Genomic DNA, 16,913 nt, shown 5'->3' with positions numbered 1-16,913 from the left:
GCAGTCGTATGGCCGAGAAGACCAAGGGGTTGATCAGCATCGACGCTCCTGCCGACGCCGTGATGGACGTCATCGCCGATTTCGAGCGGTACCCCGAGTGGGTGGCCGCGGCGAAGTCCGTCGAGGTGACGGCGCCGGGACAGGGCGGCCGCGCGGACCGAGTACGTTTCGTCCTCGACGCGGGGATGGTGAAGGACACCTACGAACTGCAGTATTCGTGGGCACCGGACGGTATGGCGGTGAGTTGGGAGCTGATCTCGGGCGAGATTCAGAAGTCCCAATTCGGTTCGTACACACTCGAGCCCGGCCCGAACGGCACCACGTCGGTCACCTACGAGTTGACGGTCGACCTGACGATTCCGATGATCGGACTGTTCAAGCGCAAGGCCGAGAAGATCATCACCGACACAGCTCTGAAGGAACTGAAGAAGCGAGTCGAGGGCTGAGTGCCGGAGCAACGATCGCGCGTCCAACTGTTCGTCGGTAAAGGCGGAGTAGGCACGACGACGCTTGCCGCAGCGACTGCTGTGTCGGCTGCGACCGATGGGGCGAGAGTGCTGCTCGTGTCGATCGATCAGGCAGGTTCTCTTGCAGACGTCCTGGGCGTGCCGAATCCGCGAACGACCACATCTCTCACCGAGCGTCTCGACGTCCGGCAACTCGACACGTCAGCGCTCCTCGAGGACAAGTTCCGAGGATTGTCGGGGTTGATCGACGCTGCAGGAACTTTCGGAGCGGGAGATCACGAACACGGTTCGTCATTCGAGGGCTTGGAACCGGAAGAGTTGACGGGATCCCTGGGCATCCAAGACATGCTCGGGCTCGCCGAGATCGTCGACCTCTCGGACAGCGGCGACTACGACGTCGTGATCGTGGACTGTCCGGCCGCAGCCGAAGCGCTGCGGATACTCGGCTCGCCGTCGATGGTGTCGGAGTATCTCGAGCGATTGTGGCCGCGGCACAGGCGGATGGTCGCTGTGACAGGTACGGACATGCGGCTGCTCCTGCTCGTGTCCGTCGTCGAACGCGTGCTCGCGTCGGTGGATCGGATCGCGGTTCACCTCTCGGATCGGGAGAACACCGGCGTGCGTGTGGTGACGTCGGCCGACGGCGTGTCGGTCGCGGCGACTCGTCGGACGTTGTCCGGGCTGGCTCTGGCCGGGTTGCGAGTTGACGGGATTGTGGTCAACAACCTTGTCCCGCAGTTCAACTCGTCCGCCGGGAAGGGTGTCGACGATTCACCGGCGGCGCAGTGGCTCGCGTCGATCCGGGCGGCTCAGGCACTCGTCGTGGACGAACTGCGTGGATCAACCGATGGAATGTCCGTCACAACGGTCGAACGCGCTTGCGCCGAACCGGTAGGGTTGGCCGCTCTGGGCGAGATCGCGGCCACGTTCGAGGGTGGAGCGGGCACGGATTCGGGCACCGTCGGTACCGCGGACAACATCGTGGTGTCGTTGGAGTCCGGGACCGGAGTCGATTCGGTGTACGTGATGCGGATGTACCTTCCGCTCGTGGATCCGTCGTCGTTGTCGTTGGGCCGGGTGGAGGACGATGTGCTGGTGGGAGCAGACGGCGTACGACGCAGAGTTCGTTTGGCGTCGGTGCTGCGTCGTTGTGTCGTGAACGGGGCGGAGTTGGACGGCAGTTACCTGATCATCCGGTTCAGCCCGGATCCCGCGGTGTGGCCGGTATGAGCGAAGAGCACGAGCGCCTCGTCGCGGAGTTTCGCGCGCTGGCGGAAACCGTTCTGACGCGCCTGGAACCGGTGCTGCAGAAGGCCGCAGCAGCGACGGCAGACGTTGCGAGTGACTCGGCGTCCACGGACACGCAGCCGGTGTTCACCGGCTGCAGCTGGTGCCCGGTGTGCGCCCTCGCCGCACTGGTTCGCGGTGAGCACCACGAACTGTTGGCATTCCTCGCGGGTCAAGCAGCAGCATTCCTTGCGTTGCTTCGTGAGATTCTCGACGAGTTTCTCGGGGGGCCGTCAGGCCCCGATCGTGGACCCGAAGGCGGTCCGACGACGCCAGGTGCGGAGCGAACTCGCACGGCGGCATTTGTCCCGATCAACGTGACGGTCAAGGACTGACTCAGTACCCCGGGTAGAGCGAACGGCCCGAGATGAGCACAATCGACACAATGGTCACCGACGCACGAGGCACCGATTCAGGGTGCGCACTCCAGCGGACGCCGCTCGCGCGGGAATCGTCGCGATGAGCGCGCGCCGCTTGAAAGCGGTCTCCGACTCCACCATGGACGACATCTTGACGGTCGGCATCGACGTCGGCGGGACGAGTATCAGGGCCTCCGTCGTGGACGTCGACGGACAAGTGCTCGAGATGATTCAAGCCCCGACCCCGCAGTCGGCCAGGGCACTCGAAGACGGTCTCGATCGCGTCGTGCGCGAATTGGTCACCAGGCACGAGGTATCGGCCGTGGGGTTGGCGGTCGCCGGCTTCATCACCTCCGATCGAAGCTCGGTTCGGTTCGCTCCGCACTTGCCATGGGTGGACGCGCCGGTCGGAAGTGACTTGAGCAAGCGGCTCGGCTTGCCGGTCGTTCTCGAACACGACGCCAATGCAGCGGCGTTCGCGGAGCACCGATTCGGCGCGGCCGCAGGTGGCCGCAATGTCGTGATGGTGGCGATCGGGACCGGAATCGGTGGAGCGCTGCTGATCAACGGTGAGCTGTACCGGGGGAGTCACGGCGTCGCTCCCGAACTGGGCCACATCCAGGTCGTTCCGGGCGGGCGTCAGTGCGCGTGTGGCAAACGTGGGTGTTGGGAGCGCTATTGCAGCGGAACGGCGCTCGTCGACACGGCAATCGAACTGCTTGCCGCCGACCCGGCCGCGTCGACGGTCCTGGCGCGTGAGGTAGCGGTGGATCCTGGTTCGCTCACCGGTCGCCGGATCGCCAACGCCGCGCAGGACGGTGACCCACTCGCGCTGGCAACGATCGCCGAGTTCACCCGTTGGCTGGCCGTGGGTCTGGCCATGGTCGGTGACGTCTACGATCCCGATCTGGTCGTGATCGCCGGCGGCGTCGCGAGTTCTGCCCCACTGTTTCTCGACGACGCCCGCGAGCAATACGCGACATTGTTGACCGGGGCGAAGCACCGCCCACTGGCCCGCATCCGTTCCGCTCAGCTGGGCGAAGCTGCGGGCATGGTCGGCGCCGCCGCTTTGGCCCGATCGGTAGTGCCTCAGGATCTCGGTGGGGTCGACGGCGCTGGAACCACGTCTGCCGGACTGTGATCGGGTCGATCCTGCAGGGGGTTGTGTAGCGGGGGTTACCGGTCGGCAGTAAGGTCGTACTCAGCGAAATTCAGCTGTGAATGGGAGGGACGCCGTGTGGTATTGGCTCTTCAAGTATGTGTTGCTGGGGCCGATTCTCTGGCTGCTCGGGCGTCCGACGGTCAAGGGTCACGAGAACATTCCGACTGACGGGGCGGCCATTCTGGCCAGCAATCACCAGGCGGTTCTGGACTCGTTCTACCTTCCGCTTCGCGTCAACCGCCGCATCACGTTCCTTGCCAAGAGTGAGTACTTCACCGGTTCCGGTCTGAAGGGCGCTTTCCAGAAGTGGTTCTTCACCGCGGTCGGTCAGGTCCCTATCGACCGAACCGGTGCAGACGCGGCGCAGGATGCACTCAACGCCGGTCTCAAGGTCCTCGGTTCGGGCAGCCTGCTGGGTATCTACCCCGAGGGGACGCGCTCGCCTGACGGTCGCCTCTACAAGGGCAAGACCGGAATGGCGCGCCTCGCACTTGAATCGGGCGTCAAGGTGATCCCGGTAGCGATGGTCGGCACCGACAAGATGAATCCGATCGGCTCACGGATGTGGCGTCCCGCCAAGGTCACCGTGATCGTCGGCGAACCCATCGATTTCTCCCGCTTCGAAGGCATGGGCGGAAACCGCTTCGTCGAGCGCGCTGTGACCGACGAGGTGATGTACAAGTTGATGAAACTCTCCGGCCAGGAGTACGTGGACATCTACGCGGCAAGCCTCAAGAACCAGGCGCCCACGAAACCCGAAGCTGCCGTCGACGTTCCGGCGGAAGGCGGCGAGTCGGTTGTCGATCTCGTGGCCTCGGCCGAGTCGAAGGAATCCGCGAAGTCCGACAAGGATTCGCTCCCGGACGCACAAGCCAGCTAGAGATTTCCCACACCGGCCGCACGCGCATTGGCTCCAGAGCCTGCGCGTGCGGCATAGTTTTCGGACGTGCGCTACTTCTACGACTGTGAATTCATCGAAGACGGTCGAACCATCGATCTCGTGTCCATCGGCGTTGTCTGTGAGGACGGCCGAGAGTACTACGCGGTTTCGACGGAGTTCGATCCCGCCCGTGCCGGTAGTTGGGTGCGCAAGAACGTGCTGCCGAAGTTGCCGCAGCCTTCGTCGCCGCTGTGGAAATCACGCGAGAAGATCCGCGACGATCTTCTGAAATTCTTCGTTCCGCGGCCGATGGTGGTTCCGGAGCTCTGGGCGTGGGTCGCCGCCTACGACCACGTCGCGCTGTGCCAGTTGTGGGGCGACATGACGGAACTACCGCAGTCGATGCCGCGGTACACCCGCGAACTCCGACAGTTCTGGGAAGACAACGGCAGTCCTGCCCTCCCGTCGGCGCCCGCCGACGCACACGACGCACTTGCCGACGCCAGGCACAACCTCGTGAAGTTCGACGCCATTTCGGCTGCACGGTCACTTCGCTGACCCAGGTTTCGGTGCGCGGGAAGTGTTCCGATTGGGCTGCGATCGAGAGCCTGTGTGACGCGCCGACGAGCGAGCGAATATCCTGTAGAGGTGAACTGGACTGTCGACGTGCCGATCGACCGCTTGCCCGAACTCCCGCCGCTGCCTGCCGGACTGCGTAAGCAGCTCGACGAGGCGCTCGCGAAGCCCGCTGCTCAGCAGCCCTCGTGGCCCGCTGACCAGGCGGCCGCCATGCGGACTGTGCTCGAGAGCGTGCCTCCCATCACGGTGGCCAGCGAAGTCGAGGCGCTGCAAGAGCGTCTCGCGCAGGTCGCGCGTGGTGAGGCATTTCTGCTCCAGGGCGGTGACTGCGCCGAGACCTTCGCGGACAACACCGAGCCGCACATCAAGGGAAACATCCGCACGTTGCTGCAGATGGCCGTCGTGCTCACCTACGGTTCCTCGATGCCGGTCGTCAAGGTGGCTCGCATCGCCGGCCAGTACGCCAAACCGCGCTCGGCCGACATCGACTCGTTGGGTCTGAAGTCCTACCGCGGCGACATGATCAACTCGCTCGTCGCCGACGAGGCAGTCCGCGCCCACGATCCTTCGCGACTGGTGCGTGCATACGCCAACGCCAGCGCCGCGATGAACCTGGTTCGCGCACTCACCGGCGCCGGCATGGCCGACCTGCACAAGGTGCACGATTGGAACCGCGAATTCGTCGCAGCGTCTCCCGCGGGCGCACGCTACGAGCAACTGGCAGCCGAGATCGACCGCGGCCTGCAGTTCATGAACGCGTGTGGCGTCACCGATCCGAGCCTGCACCAGGCACAGATCTTTGCCAGCCACGAGGCCCTGGTTCTCGACTACGAGCGCGCGATGCTGCGTCTCGACAACGACAGCGATCACCCCAAGCTCTACGACCTGTCGGCTCACTTCCTCTGGATCGGTGACCGCACTCGTCAGCTCGACGGCGCGCACATCGCCTTCGCCGAGTTGGTGTCCAACCCGATCGGCCTCAAGATCGGCCCGAGCACGACGCCGGAAATGGCGGTGGAATACGTCGAGCGTCTCGACCCCACCAACAAGCCAGGTCGTCTGACTCTGATCTCGCGCATGGGCAACGGCAAGGTCCGCGACCTGCTGCCGGCGATCATCGAGAAGGTCCAAGCCACCGGTCACCAGGTCATCTGGCAGTGCGATCCGATGCACGGCAACACCCACGAAGCCTCCACCGGGTACAAGACGCGCCACTTCGACCGCATCGTCGACGAGGTCCAGGGATTCTTCGAGGTCCACAACGGTCTCGGCACGCATCCGGGTGGCATCCACGTCGAGCTGACCGGTGAGAACGTCACCGAGTGCCTCGGCGGCGCGCAGGACATCTCCGACCTCGATCTCGGCGGTCGCTACGAGACGGCGTGCGACCCCCGATTGAACACCCAACAGTCGTTGGAGCTCGCGTTCCTCGTGGCCGAGATGCTGCGAGGCTGAAACCTTGCTTCGCCGAAGCTGATTCGCGCCGGCATAGATTTTCGGCAACCGCCCTCACCCGCTCGCGCAGGTGGGGGCGTTCGCTATTGCGTGAATCGTGTGACGAATCGGCGCTGCCAGGGCATTTCGACGGCGCGAGGTGAGTAACGTGCGCGAACGTACGCGGTGGCGTCCTTACTGGGCACTCCGTCCATGACGGCAAGAGCGGCCAACGCTGTTCCGGTGCGGCCGTATCCACCACCACAAGCGATCTCGACTCTTTCGGTTTCCGAGCGCACCCACACTTCGTGCAAGGCCCTGCGCAGCGCATCGGGATCGCTCGGCAACCAGAAATCTCGCCAGCGGACCCACTCCGACTCCCATTCGGTGTCGGGAGGTTCTTTGCCGGTCAGATAGACGCCGAAGGTGGGGAGAGGTCCGGAAGGAAGTGGATTGCGGAGTCCTCGACCCCGAATCGATCTCCCCGACGGCAAGTCGAGTATCCCAATGCTCTCGGGTTCCCACGTGGCCATGAATTCAGATTAGGCCGAAGCGGACTGTCAGGGAATTGCGACGACGCTGATGTCGGTGCCCTTGGCAACGAGGTCGTTCTTGACGCTCTGGCTGATGATGACCGAGCTGTCGTTCTGGGTGAGCTGACGCACGGTGATCTCGAGGCCGAGGCGGCCGAGTTCTTCGCGTGCTGAGGAGACGGAGCGGCCGATCAGCGAGGGAACCTTGACGGAATCGGAGATGAGGAGAACCACGGAGGTGCCGGCGTTGACGGAGGACCCGACTGCGGGATCGGTGCCGATCACGCTACCGCCCTCGACGGCGTCGTCGAACGTCGTTCTGGTGGTGCTGACTGAGATGCCTACCTTGTCGAGGGCGGCGCGCGCAGCGTTCTCGGACATGCCCTTCACATCGGGAATGTCTACGGGCGGTGACCCTTTGGACGTGATGACCTTGACCGAGGAGCCCACGGCAACTTCGGTTCCCGGTGCCGGGTCGAGCGCGGCCACGCCGCCGATCGGGATCTTGGAGCTGAATGTGTCCCCGCCGTCGACCGCGACGAGAGTGCGGTCGGCGAGTTGTGCGCCCAGGGCCGAGACGTCGCCGCCGGCCGGAATGGGCGGGACAGTCGGTCGCCCGAGCGAAGTCAGTAACGCCACGGTCGAGCCTTTGGTAACCCTCGAGCCGGAGGCCGGGTCTGTCCCGATCACCGTGTCGATGGGTTGGGCGTCGGAGTACTGACCCTGGACGTCGGGGGAGAGCCCGGCGTCCTGCAGAGCGGTGACCGCAGTGTCCTTGGTCAGCCCGTCGATCGAGGGAACGGCTGTATAGCGGCCAGATCCCATCCACCATCCGCCGAAGCCCAACGCGAGCGCGAGGACCGCGATGACGATCAGCCAGATCAGGGTGGCTCGTCGCGATTTACGACGTGCCTCGACAAAATGAGCATGCGGATCGTCGTGCCCCGGGTGGTCGTCGCCGAAATCGGAACCGTCGTCGAAATCCGAGTCACCGTCGACCGTCGCCGGACGAGCAGTTTGTGCGGTGACCGCGCGAGTGTGCTGGATACCGCCAGGGGGAGGAGAGCCCGTGCCGAGCGCCGTGGTGGCTGCCACAGCCGGGGCCACGCCGGACGCCAATACCGTCGTGGCAGCAGGGTTCGGGCGCGCAGCAGAGTTCGGATGTACCTCCGTGGGAGGCGCGGGCGCCGGTTGTGGCCGGGCCGGGGCAACTTGCGCGCTCTGGTGCTGGGCGCTTCGACGCGGAGCGGGAACGCGGTATGACGGAAGTTCCAGTTGCTCGCTCACACTGCGAAGTGCAGCTGCCATCTCACCGGCGTCGGCGAAACGATGTGCGGGCTCGCGGTGAGTGGCTTCGGCAACCAGACGATCGAACTGCGCCGGTACACCGGGGATACGTGAACCTGGGCGCGGGACATCGTCGTGGATGCGTTGGTAGGCGATGGAGAGTGACGTATCGCCGGTGAACGGTGTTGTACCGGTGAGAAGTTCGAACATCAACACGCCGGTGGAATAGACGTCGCTTCGAGTGTCGGCAATTCCTGACGTCACCTGTTCCGGCGACAGATAGGCCGCGGTGCCGAGGATCACGCTGTTGGAGGTGGTGGTTGCTGCCGCAGCTGCACGCACCAATCCGAAGTCGGCGATCTTCACTTCGCCGGTGTCCGAGATCAAGATGTTCTCGGGTTTGACGTCACGGTGAACCAGTCCCGCTCGATGCGCCACCGCCAACGCGTCCAGGACAGGTGCCACGACTGCAGCGACTGCGTGTGGCGGCATCGGTCCGCGCTCACGAAGGAGTTCACGCAAGGTTCCACCGTCGACGAGTTCCATCACGAGGAACACGTGATTGCGATCGCTGCCTTGGTCGTAGACGGCCACAAGGGCCGGATGCTTGAGTCGGGCCACGGCCCGGGCCTCGAACTCGAAACGAGTCAGGAACGCTGGATCGCCGGCGAATTGCGGGTCCATCACCTTGATCGCGACAGGTCGATCCAACCGTGTATCGAGGCCTCGATACACGGTCGACATACCGCCGCGCGCGATCGGTGCGTCCACTCGATAGCGGCGCTCGAGCATTTCGCCGATCAACCCTCGACCTCCGTAATGACTGTTCCTCCGTGCTTGCGATCTGCGTGCTTGTGATCTGCGTGCTTGTGATCTGTCTGCTTGCGGTCTGGGTGGTAGCTGTCAGCAATGTGGGTGGTTGTATACCGCGTACCGGTTCCCGCAGTGAGGGCACCGATTCACATCCACCGCGAAATCCCGGTTACTGATACGCCGCATCCCGTCCATCGTAGCCAGCGATACCGACGCGGAAGTCTCGAGAACGTCACAGAGCGCTGTGACCTGAGCGGAGCGGCAGTTTCGAGCACTGCACCGGGCGGTACACAGCGGGCTCGCCGGACCGGATAAACTTCTCGCGGTGAGCGCGATTCCTTATTGTGATGATGTCCTGGATTCTTCGGTTTCCCTGTTCCAGCTGGTGGATGTGGCGAAGAACGTCGGGTTGCCGGTGAGCAAGGTTCACCAGTTGCTTCGCGATCACAAGATCATCGCAGTCAAGCGGCATGGCGTTCTCGGTGTCCCCGAAGTGTTCTTCGGCGAGGACGGCCAGATCGTCAAGTGGCTGCCCGGTCTGCTGGCGGTGCTGCACGACGGCGGTTACACCGACATCGAAATCCTCCGCTGGTTGTTCCTGGCCGACGATTCCCTGCCGGGGCGCCCGGTGGACGCACTGCATGGTGATCTCGCGCGTGAGGTCATCCGCCGCGCACAGGCCATGGCTTTCTGAGCTGCCGGCCTTCTGACAACTCACCGCATGCGGTTTTTCGCCGCGTAGGTTGCCGACCGGACCAGACCCGGCGCAGCGACTCGAAGTCGCGTGCGTCCTGGAACGGACACACGTCGATGCAGTATCCGGAAGTCGGCGCGCTCGACCTGGTCGAGAATTGCTCCGTACAACACGAAAGCCGTGCGGATCGACGGCTGGACCCGTCGGTCGAGCATCGGGATGCCGGATTCGGCGGTCCGATACCGCCCCCGCGTCACGGCGATGAAGTGCGCCAGCGCGCGCTTGACCCGAACGTCCACCGTTTCGGTTCTTCGCCCATGTTCGAGCATCTCGATGTCGACCCCGAATGCGGCGAACTCGCCCGCCGGTAGATACAGACGTCCCCGGTCGAGGTCTTCACCGACGTCGCGGATGAAGTTGGTCAGCTGAAACGCCTCACCGAGATTCGACGCGGGCACTACCGCTTCCTGCTGCGGAACGCTCACTCCGAGAATCGGGAGCATCTGCAAACCGATGACGACGGCAGAGCCGTACATGTACTCGCTGAGTTCGTCCATCGTGTTGTAAACGGGTCGAAACTTCGCCGTGTCGGGGGCGTCCATCCGCATGGACTCGAAGAAGGCGTCGAAATATGCGCGCGGGATGTCGAACGTCTTCACAGCATCCGCGAAGGCCGGGAGTACGCGTGTCAGGTCGAGGGGAACCGTCGACGGGAAGCCACCTGTCGCAGTGGGGTTGTCGAGTGCGTTGACGGCTGCACGTTCGACGTCGGCGAGCACCGTGCCTCGTTCATGCGGACCCGAGGGTTCGTCCACGATGTCGTCGACGACGCGAGCAAATGCGTAGAGCGCGTGAACTGCGCGGCGTCGAGGTACGGGCAACAACCGGGTGGCCAGAAAGTACGTTCGGCCGTGTTCCCTCGTCACGCCCTCGCAGAATTCATAGGACGCAGGCAGTGCGTTCATGACACGCGGATCACGCAGATCCTGACGTCGAGGGCGCCGAGGCGGCTGACGTCATTTCGATCGGTTTCTCGTGTTTGCGTCCACGAAGTCGCAGTGGGTCTTCCGTCTGCAAGGACATCGCCGCGATCACGGCAGCGACGATGGCCAGAGCCACGTGCGGGAAGGTGTACAGGCCGATCGATCCGTCTGGCTGGAACACCAGCATCAGCCAGGTGGACAGCCCGGTCAGTACGGCGAGAGTCGTCGGCGACATTGCGAAACCGGCAGCTACTGCCAGCGGCCAGGAGTAGTACCAGGGGAGTGCTGCGGGGGACAGAACGACGATGGCGACCATCACGATCACGATGCCCATGACGGCGTCGCGCTCGGTCTTGCGGTAGCGCCACCACACGACGGCGATGATCGCGATCAACACAACCGCCGAGATGGTCCGGGAGACTTCGAGGATGTCGTTGAAATGGTCGCCGGCGAACCAGGAGGTTGCCATGGTTCCGATGTGCGCCACGATCGTGGGCAGCGAGAGCCAGTTGATGATCTTTGCCGAACCGGAGAGTGCCGTCGTCCAGCCGAGGCCGACTCCGGCGATCAGTGAGGTGGATCCGAGTACCGCCACGAACACCGCGAAACCTGCGCCGGCTGTCTTGACGAACGATCGGATCGGTGACGCCGGTTCTCGCCCGGCCGCTGCGGCGTCCTCCCGCTCGTGGATCATCCAGATCCAGACTATGAAGGGAAGTGCGACGCCTGCGGTTGCCTTGATCGCGACGGCGAGCGCGATCAGCCCGATCCCGAAGAGGTGCTTGCGTTCGAGAGCGAGCGCAATGCCTGCGGCCATGAGGCCGACCATGAGCATCTCGTTGTGAACGCCGCCGATCAGGTGGATCAGGACGAGGGGATTGAGTACTGCGAGCCACAGGGCGATCGAGGTGTTTCCGCCGAGCTTCGTCGCGAGATGGGGAACGGCCCACATCATCAGGGCGAGTCCGGGGAGCATCGTGATCCGCAACAGCATCGTGCCGGCGATGACGTTCTCGCCGGTCAGCCGAACGATGGCGTCGGCAAGGAGAAGGTGAACCGGACCGTACGGGGTAGTTGTCGTCGTCCACACGTTGGAGACGTTGTCGAGCAGGATTCCCGGATTGACGACGGGGCCGACGGCATACGGGTCGAAGCCGTTGCGCAACAACGCGCCTTGCGCCAGGTAGGAGTAGGCGTCACGGCTGAACATGGGCACCGCGAACAGCAGCGGAAACGTCCAGACCGGGACGACGTAGCGCAGGCCGCGCAACGAGACGTCACCGCGCAGAGTCGAGCGGCCCAGTCGAACCCAGGCGGCGATCATGCACAGGACACCGATCCAGACGATGGCCGCCGACAGAATCGATCCGTGGCCGAAACGGAGCCAGGACAGATGCATCGACTCGAGCAGCGGATCTTGGCGCCGGACGCTACCGGCACCGAATCCGCCGAAAGTGATCATGACTGCGCCGAAGAAACCGAGCAGTGCACTGTGACCTTCGGGAGTCCGAAGGAAATTGGCGGCCCTTAGGTGCCACGGTCTTTCAGTGGCTGCGGCAGAGGACGTCATCGGTGCAGGTTCCTCCCCCGAGGAGATCGGTGTCGATCGGCGCGTGCAGCGCCCGAGTCGGTGAATCGTGGATGAATGGTCGGTTACGAGGGGCCAGTTTAGTTGCTCGCACGAGTGCCCACCGCGCTGGCTCGCTCGCGTGTACCGGTAATACGTTCGGCGGCGAGCCGTCCGGACAGCAGAACGGTCGGTACTCCCACCCCCGGAACGGTTCCCGATCCGGCGAGAACGACGTTGTCGAAGCCGCGGGCGAGGTTCTTGCGTCGGAACGGCCCCGTCTGGGTGAAGGTGTGTGCCGCTGCGAACGGGCTACCCGCGGCCATGCCCTTCTCGAGCCAGGTCTGCGGGGTGTCGACGTGATCGATCTCGAACCCTTCGACCAGTCCCGTGTAGCCACGTTCTTGCAGCGTGAGGATGATTTCGCGCACGTAGGGCGGGCCGAGAGTCGACCAGTCGAGACTTGCACTGTCCAGATTCGGACACGGCGCGAGGACTGACAGCGGTTCACGGATTCGGCCGTCTCGCGAGAAGGCCAGGCTCGGATCGGTCTGTGCCGGTCGGGTGACGAGCAGTGACGGATCACTCATCAGTCGCCCGCGGCCGCGGCGTGCCGTGATCTCGGCGAAGGTACGCTTCCACGCCTCGCCGAAGTCGATCATGTGGTGTCGCTGCGCGGGCCATTCGTCGGCGACCGCGGAGGAAACAGTGCCGTGAATCACGACAGCGGACGGCGATGTACGCACCGGGCGCGGACGCAATCGCGTATGCGGGCGCAACAGCGAGTCCGTGACGGCCATGTCGGGAGTGAGGACGGCGGCGTCACAGTCGAAGCGCTCGCCGTCGCGTGTGTGAACGGTGTGCACGCGCCGATCGCTCACCTCGAGGCGTTCGACAGTGCGGCCGAGATGCAGAATTCCGCCGGCCTCGGTGAAGGCGTCGGCCATCGACTCGGCGATCGTGCGCATCCCGCCCTCGGGGAAGTAGACGCCGAGTGAGGTGTCCATGTGAGCGATCGCCCCGTACACCGCGAGGGCCCGAGACGGAGCAACGCCCGCATACAGCGCTTGGAAGGTGAAGATCCGCCGGAGGCGAGGGTCGCGGATCTTGCGATCCACCTGCCCGCCCAGTTTCCCGAATCCTCCCAGTGCGACGAGCCGGCTCAGATCTTTGACTGCGTCACGCGAATTGACCAGTCCGAGGGGAGAATCGAAGTCGGCGTCCATGAAGCGGTCGAATTCCGCGTCGAAGATCCGGTTCAGCCATTGCCGCAACGCACGGTATCGCTGCGCTTCTTCCGGCCCGCAGACACGGGAGACTTCGGCAGCCATGTCTTCTGGGTCGGCGTGGACATCGAGAGCGGTGCCGTCTGCGAATCGCGCGTGGTACGTCGGATCGAGCTTGTGCACAACGAATTTGGGGTTTGTCGAGGCTGGGTCGGCGCCGACGGCCGCAAGGGCGTCTTCGACGAGTTCGGGCATCGTGAGCACCGTTGCGCCGTTGTCGATGCTGTAGTCATTGCCCTGGTAGACACCGACTCGCCCACCGACCGAGCTGTTGCTCTCGAGAATCGTAACGTCGCGGCCGGCGCCACGCAGATACAACCCCGCAGACAGTCCGGCAAGTCCCGCGCCGACGATCACGACTCGATCGGTCGGCGAGCTGACGGTTCGAGTGCGGTGCACGTGTGCCACGGTCAGTAGCTTCGCTTCGTGGCCGCGATCGCCATGTCGGTCAGGCGAGCCTTGGACTCTGCCGTTGCCGTGCTCGAGTCGAGGGCGTTCGCAGCTGCCTCGACGAGGGTGTCGATCTGCGTTTCGACGTCGGTGACGGCGCCCAGATCGGTGATCACCTGGCGCAGAGTGTCGACCTCGGTGTCGGTCAGCTGCGTGCCGATTCCGTTGCGGAGCAGTTCTGCTGCCGCCGGATCTGCGGCGTCGGCGCGGGCAAGCGCCATCGCGAACAGGACAGTTCGCTTACCGGCGATGAGATCGTCGCCCGACGGTTTGCCCGTGACGGACGGATCTCCGAAGACACCGAGCAGGTCGTCGCGAAGTTGGAAGGCGATACCGATGTCCGTGCCGAAGGTCCGGTAGGCATCGACCAACTCGGCGTCCGCACCGAACAGCGCGGCGCCGAGGTGCAGTGGGCGTTCGATCGTGTACGCGGCGGTCTTGTAGCGGTTGACCCGCATGGCTGCCTCGACGGTCTCGTCGCCTCGGGCTTCGTTGCTGATGTCGAGGAATTGGCCACCGAGCACCTCGGTGCGCATTGCCGACCAGACCGGGCTGACACGTGCGGCCGCCTCGGGGCTGATCCCGGATTCTCGGATCATGTCGTCCGCCCAGGCCAAGGCCAGGTCGCCGAGAAGAATGGCGACGGCCTCGCCGAAGTGCGCGGAATCGCCGCTCCACTCCTCGTCTCGGTGCTGGTTCTCGAATTCGACGTGAACGGTCGGGAAGCCGCGCCTGGTCGTGGATGCGTCGATGATGTCGTCGTGGACGAGCGCGCAGGCCTGCACCAGTTCGAGGGCGGCGCACGCACGAATCACCGCGTCTGCGTTCTTACCGTTCGGGTCGCCTCCGGCGCCGAGCCATCCCGTCCAGGCGAACGACGGTCGGACGCGCTTTCCTCCGCGCAGGACGAAGGCCTCGAGGGTGCTGACGGCCTCCTCGTATCCACCGCCGATGTTCGAGACGAGTTCGCGGCGTGAATCGAAGAAGTCGCGGAGCGCTGCTTCGAACAGACCCGGCAGTTCGAGAGAGGTCGGATGCGGTGCGGTGTTGGTCGAACTCTGTCCAACGCGCGCGGTTCCTGCGGACAGGGTGGCCTCCAAGATCGGTATGTTCTCGCGCCGGAGGGTTACACGGAAGCGAGCTTGGAGCCCAGCTTAGTGGGGGTTGGAATCAACGGCGGGTCGGGCCGTGAACTGCGCGATCCTGACATTCGGGATACGCAGTACTGGGCGATGAGCTTGTTTGCAGCTGGAAAACATATGCTTGACCGGTGACATTCGATCCAGTCAGGGGCCGCTCCAGCGAGGGATGGGCCACCCGAACACCGTCGATCGTCGATCGGATCGCTTCCTCGACAGGAAGCCGTATTCCGTTCTCGGTCGAGTTTTCGCCGCCGCGTGACGCGGACGCCGAAGCGCGCCTGTGGCGTGCGGTGCGTACCTTCGAGCGGCTCGGACCGGCATTCGTCTCGATGACCTACGGCGCAGGTGGCTCGACGCGCGATCGTACGGTGCGTGTCACCGGCGAACTTGCCGAAGAGACGACCCTGCTGCCGGTTGCTCACCTGACTGCTGTCTCACACAGCACCGAAGAGCTTCGCGCCATGGTCGGTGCCTACGCCGATCGTGGGATCAGCAACATCCTCGTATTGCGCGGCGATCCGCCCGGCGATCCGCTCGGCGAATGGAAGAAGCATCCCGAAGGCGTCGAGTACGCCGAGGAACTCGTGCGGATGGTCCGTGACCTGGGCGACTTCCACGTCGGCGTCGCGTCGTTCCCCGAGGGGCACTACCGCGCTCCGGACTTGGCATACGACACGAAGTACCTGGTGTCGAAGTTGCGTGCCGGCGCCGAGTACTCGATCACGCAGATGTTCTTCGACGTGGAGGACTACCTGCGTCTTCGTGACCGGGTGAGTGCGTACGACGCAGAACAGGGCGCCAAGCCGATCATCCCGGAGATCATGCCGGTGACGTCGCTGCGCTCGGTGCGGCGCATGCTCGAGCTCTCGGGCTCGTCGTTGCCCCCCGCTCTCGAGCGTCGATTCGACGCCGCGGCCGGAAGCGGTCCGGACGAGAACCGTGCAGCGGTCCGCGAACTCGGCATCGATCTGGCCACCGAGATGGGTGAGCGGTTGATCGCCGAAGGCGCTCCGTGCCTGCACTTCATCACTTTGAACTTTGCGCGCGCCACCAGTGAGGTCCTCGAGCGACTCGGTCTCACCCCCGACACCTCTGTCGGGACAGCGCAAGCCGTCTGATCCCGGTTGCCCCGCTCGACACCAATCGAGTGGGGCAATCGCCAGGCGCTACTTCGTGGTGTTTTTCGGATTCCTGTTGTCAGCTTGCTTGCTGGCAGGTGATTTCGTGACAGGCGTCTTCATGACCGGTGCTTTCGCGGCGGGCGCGCGCTTGATCGGTGCTCGATTGCGCGCCATCCAGGCCATCGCACCGACGACAATCGCGACACCGAGCGCCAGCCCGGCCATGATTCCTGCCCACCCGGCGAAGCTTCGGGTGCTTGGGTCCGCGTAGTTGACCTCGGCGCGCATTGTCGACACCTCGCCGGCGGGCAAGGTCCACGACACCCGGGAATCGCCGTCTCGTGTTCCGTTGGTCGTGCCGACCCGTGCCGGGAAGGCGATGCTGACCTGGACGTCGGCGCCCTGAGTTGGAACCGTCTTCAGGTCTGCCTTGCCGTCGAGCGTGACGGTGTCCCCGGATCGCTTGAGGGTGATCTGGAACGACCCGGACCCCTCGGCGTACATGGAGCCCAGTTGGGCGACGTCACCGAAGGACAAGTCGCTGAAGAACGCCTGGCTGCCGACGTACCCGTCCTTCTTGTACTCCTGAACCCGTATCTTGTCCTCCAGCGACGAAGGTGGGGTCAGCTGCGGACCCTTGTCCGCCTCGTTCGCCGGAATAGAGGCAGCTACCACCTGTCCGGTCACACGATCGTTCGCGGACACTCCCATCGACACCTGCACGCGGATGCACCCGGCAAGCAAGGGAACAAGCATGAGGGCGAGCGCGGCAACCGTCAGGAAACGTTTCCGACTGGTCGGCTTGGCGGCGGGATCGGTGGACTGTTGCACAGTGGTCATCGTGCCAGCCGTGGCGTAGCCAGTCATCG

At 64.4% G+C, this 16,913-nt stretch carries 16 protein-coding genes; 9 read left to right on the top strand and 7 right to left on the bottom strand.

Features of this window, described 5'->3' with window-relative positions; genetic code table 11:
• The first annotated feature begins 8 nt into the window (after positions 1-8).
• The 7 genes from M0639_RS16885 (at position 9) to M0639_RS16855 (ending at position 6,189) form a co-directional block, all read left to right on the top strand.
• The gene (locus tag M0639_RS16885) at positions 9-446 is read left to right on the top strand and encodes an SRPBCC family protein (RefSeq protein WP_003941701.1); all 438 of its coding nucleotides are present in this window, start codon (positions 9-11) and stop codon (positions 444-446) included.
• Entirely contained in the window at positions 447-1,697 is a 1,251-nt protein-coding gene (locus M0639_RS16880) for an ArsA family ATPase (RefSeq protein WP_003941793.1), read from the top strand.
• A complete protein-coding gene (locus tag M0639_RS16875) occupies positions 1,694-2,089 on the top strand; it encodes a hypothetical protein (protein WP_007730069.1) in 396 nt (131 codons plus the stop codon). The genes M0639_RS16880 and M0639_RS16875 overlap by 4 nt, the downstream gene beginning before the upstream one ends.
• Before the next feature lie 124 nt (positions 2,090-2,213).
• A complete protein-coding gene (locus M0639_RS16870) occupies positions 2,214-3,254 on the top strand; it encodes an ROK family protein (protein WP_020969875.1) in 1,041 nt (346 codons plus the stop codon).
• Positions 3,255-3,348: 94 nt separating this feature from the next.
• Entirely contained in the window at positions 3,349-4,155 is an 807-nt protein-coding gene (locus tag M0639_RS16865; RefSeq protein ID WP_003941692.1) for a lysophospholipid acyltransferase family protein, read from the top strand.
• Between the two features lie 66 nt (positions 4,156-4,221).
• On the top strand, positions 4,222-4,713 hold the full coding sequence (locus tag M0639_RS16860) for a polyadenylate-specific 3'-exoribonuclease AS (protein ID WP_003941683.1): 492 nt from the start codon (positions 4,222-4,224) through the stop codon (positions 4,711-4,713).
• A gap of 90 nt (positions 4,714-4,803) precedes the next feature.
• Positions 4,804-6,189 (top strand): class II 3-deoxy-7-phosphoheptulonate synthase, encoded by a 1,386-nt coding sequence (locus tag M0639_RS16855; protein ID WP_007730070.1) that lies wholly within the window; start codon positions 4,804-4,806, stop codon positions 6,187-6,189.
• Positions 6,190-6,272: 83 nt separating this feature from the next.
• Here the strand turns inward: M0639_RS16855 and M0639_RS16850 are convergent, their stop codons facing one another.
• A complete protein-coding gene (locus M0639_RS16850) occupies positions 6,273-6,701 on the bottom strand; it encodes a protein-tyrosine phosphatase family protein (RefSeq protein ID WP_003941706.1) in 429 nt (142 codons plus the stop codon).
• 27 nt (positions 6,702-6,728) lie between these two features.
• Positions 6,729-8,792, bottom strand: a complete 2,064-nt coding sequence (gene pknB / locus M0639_RS16845) for a Stk1 family PASTA domain-containing Ser/Thr kinase (RefSeq protein WP_082893304.1) — start codon at positions 8,790-8,792, stop codon at positions 6,729-6,731.
• A 334-nt stretch (positions 8,793-9,126) separates the two neighbouring features.
• On the opposite strand from pknB, the gene M0639_RS16840 reads away from it, so the two are divergent.
• Positions 9,127-9,495, top strand: coding sequence for an Rv2175c family DNA-binding protein (locus tag M0639_RS16840; RefSeq protein WP_020969869.1), 369 nt, complete (start codon positions 9,127-9,129; stop codon positions 9,493-9,495).
• A gap of 20 nt (positions 9,496-9,515) precedes the next feature.
• Here M0639_RS16840 and M0639_RS16835 read toward each other — a convergent pair whose 3' ends face one another.
• From M0639_RS16835 to M0639_RS16820, 4 genes are all read right to left on the bottom strand, one after another.
• Positions 9,516-10,460, bottom strand: coding sequence for a phytoene/squalene synthase family protein (locus M0639_RS16835; RefSeq protein ID WP_064075442.1), 945 nt, complete (start codon positions 10,458-10,460; stop codon positions 9,516-9,518).
• A 10-nt stretch (positions 10,461-10,470) separates the two neighbouring features.
• Positions 10,471-12,048 (bottom strand): alpha-(1->6)-mannopyranosyltransferase A, encoded by a 1,578-nt coding sequence (locus M0639_RS16830; protein WP_003941737.1) that lies wholly within the window; start codon positions 12,046-12,048, stop codon positions 10,471-10,473.
• 98 nt (positions 12,049-12,146) lie between these two features.
• Positions 12,147-13,739, bottom strand: coding sequence for a phytoene desaturase family protein (gene crtI / locus M0639_RS16825; RefSeq protein ID WP_003941668.1), 1,593 nt, complete (start codon positions 13,737-13,739; stop codon positions 12,147-12,149).
• Between the two features lie 2 nt (positions 13,740-13,741).
• A complete protein-coding gene (locus M0639_RS16820) occupies positions 13,742-14,881 on the bottom strand; it encodes a polyprenyl synthetase family protein (RefSeq protein ID WP_003941696.1) in 1,140 nt (379 codons plus the stop codon).
• A 170-nt stretch (positions 14,882-15,051) separates the two neighbouring features.
• Here M0639_RS16820 and M0639_RS16815 point away from each other — a divergent pair, with 170 nt between their 5' ends.
• A complete protein-coding gene (locus M0639_RS16815; RefSeq protein ID WP_003941803.1) occupies positions 15,052-16,041 on the top strand; it encodes a methylenetetrahydrofolate reductase in 990 nt (329 codons plus the stop codon).
• Between the two features lie 48 nt (positions 16,042-16,089).
• On the opposite strand, the gene M0639_RS16810 is transcribed toward M0639_RS16815, so the two are convergent.
• A complete protein-coding gene (locus tag M0639_RS16810) occupies positions 16,090-16,884 on the bottom strand; it encodes an LppM family (lipo)protein (protein WP_064075441.1) in 795 nt (264 codons plus the stop codon).
• Positions 16,885-16,913: the final 29 nt, after the last annotated feature.

Source organism: Rhodococcus qingshengii JCM 15477 (genome assembly GCF_023221595.1).
GTDB lineage: Bacteria > Actinomycetota > Actinomycetes > Mycobacteriales > Mycobacteriaceae > Rhodococcus_F > Rhodococcus_F qingshengii.
The sequence above is the reverse complement of the archived record's forward strand: the minus strand, read 5'-3'. Positions and strand labels throughout refer to the sequence as shown.

Coding starts and splice junctions, on each gene's coding strand:
- M0639_RS16875 (WP_007730069.1), top strand. CDS start 1,694: ATGAGCGAAGAGCACGAGCGCCTCGTCGCGGAGTTTCGCGCGCTGGCG.
- M0639_RS16870 (WP_020969875.1), top strand. CDS start 2,214: ATGAGCGCGCGCCGCTTGAAAGCGGTCTCCGACTCCACCATGGACGAC.
- M0639_RS16885 (WP_003941701.1), top strand. CDS start 9: ATGGCCGAGAAGACCAAGGGGTTGATCAGCATCGACGCTCCTGCCGAC.
- M0639_RS16850 (WP_003941706.1), bottom strand. CDS start 6,701: ATGGCCACGTGGGAACCCGAGAGCATTGGGATACTCGACTTGCCGTCG.
- M0639_RS16830 (WP_003941737.1), bottom strand. CDS start 12,048: ATGACGTCCTCTGCCGCAGCCACTGAAAGACCGTGGCACCTAAGGGCC.
- M0639_RS16835 (WP_064075442.1), bottom strand. CDS start 10,460: ATGAACGCACTGCCTGCGTCCTATGAATTCTGCGAGGGCGTGACGAGG.
- M0639_RS16810 (WP_064075441.1), bottom strand. CDS start 16,884: ATGACCACTGTGCAACAGTCCACCGATCCCGCCGCCAAGCCGACCAGT.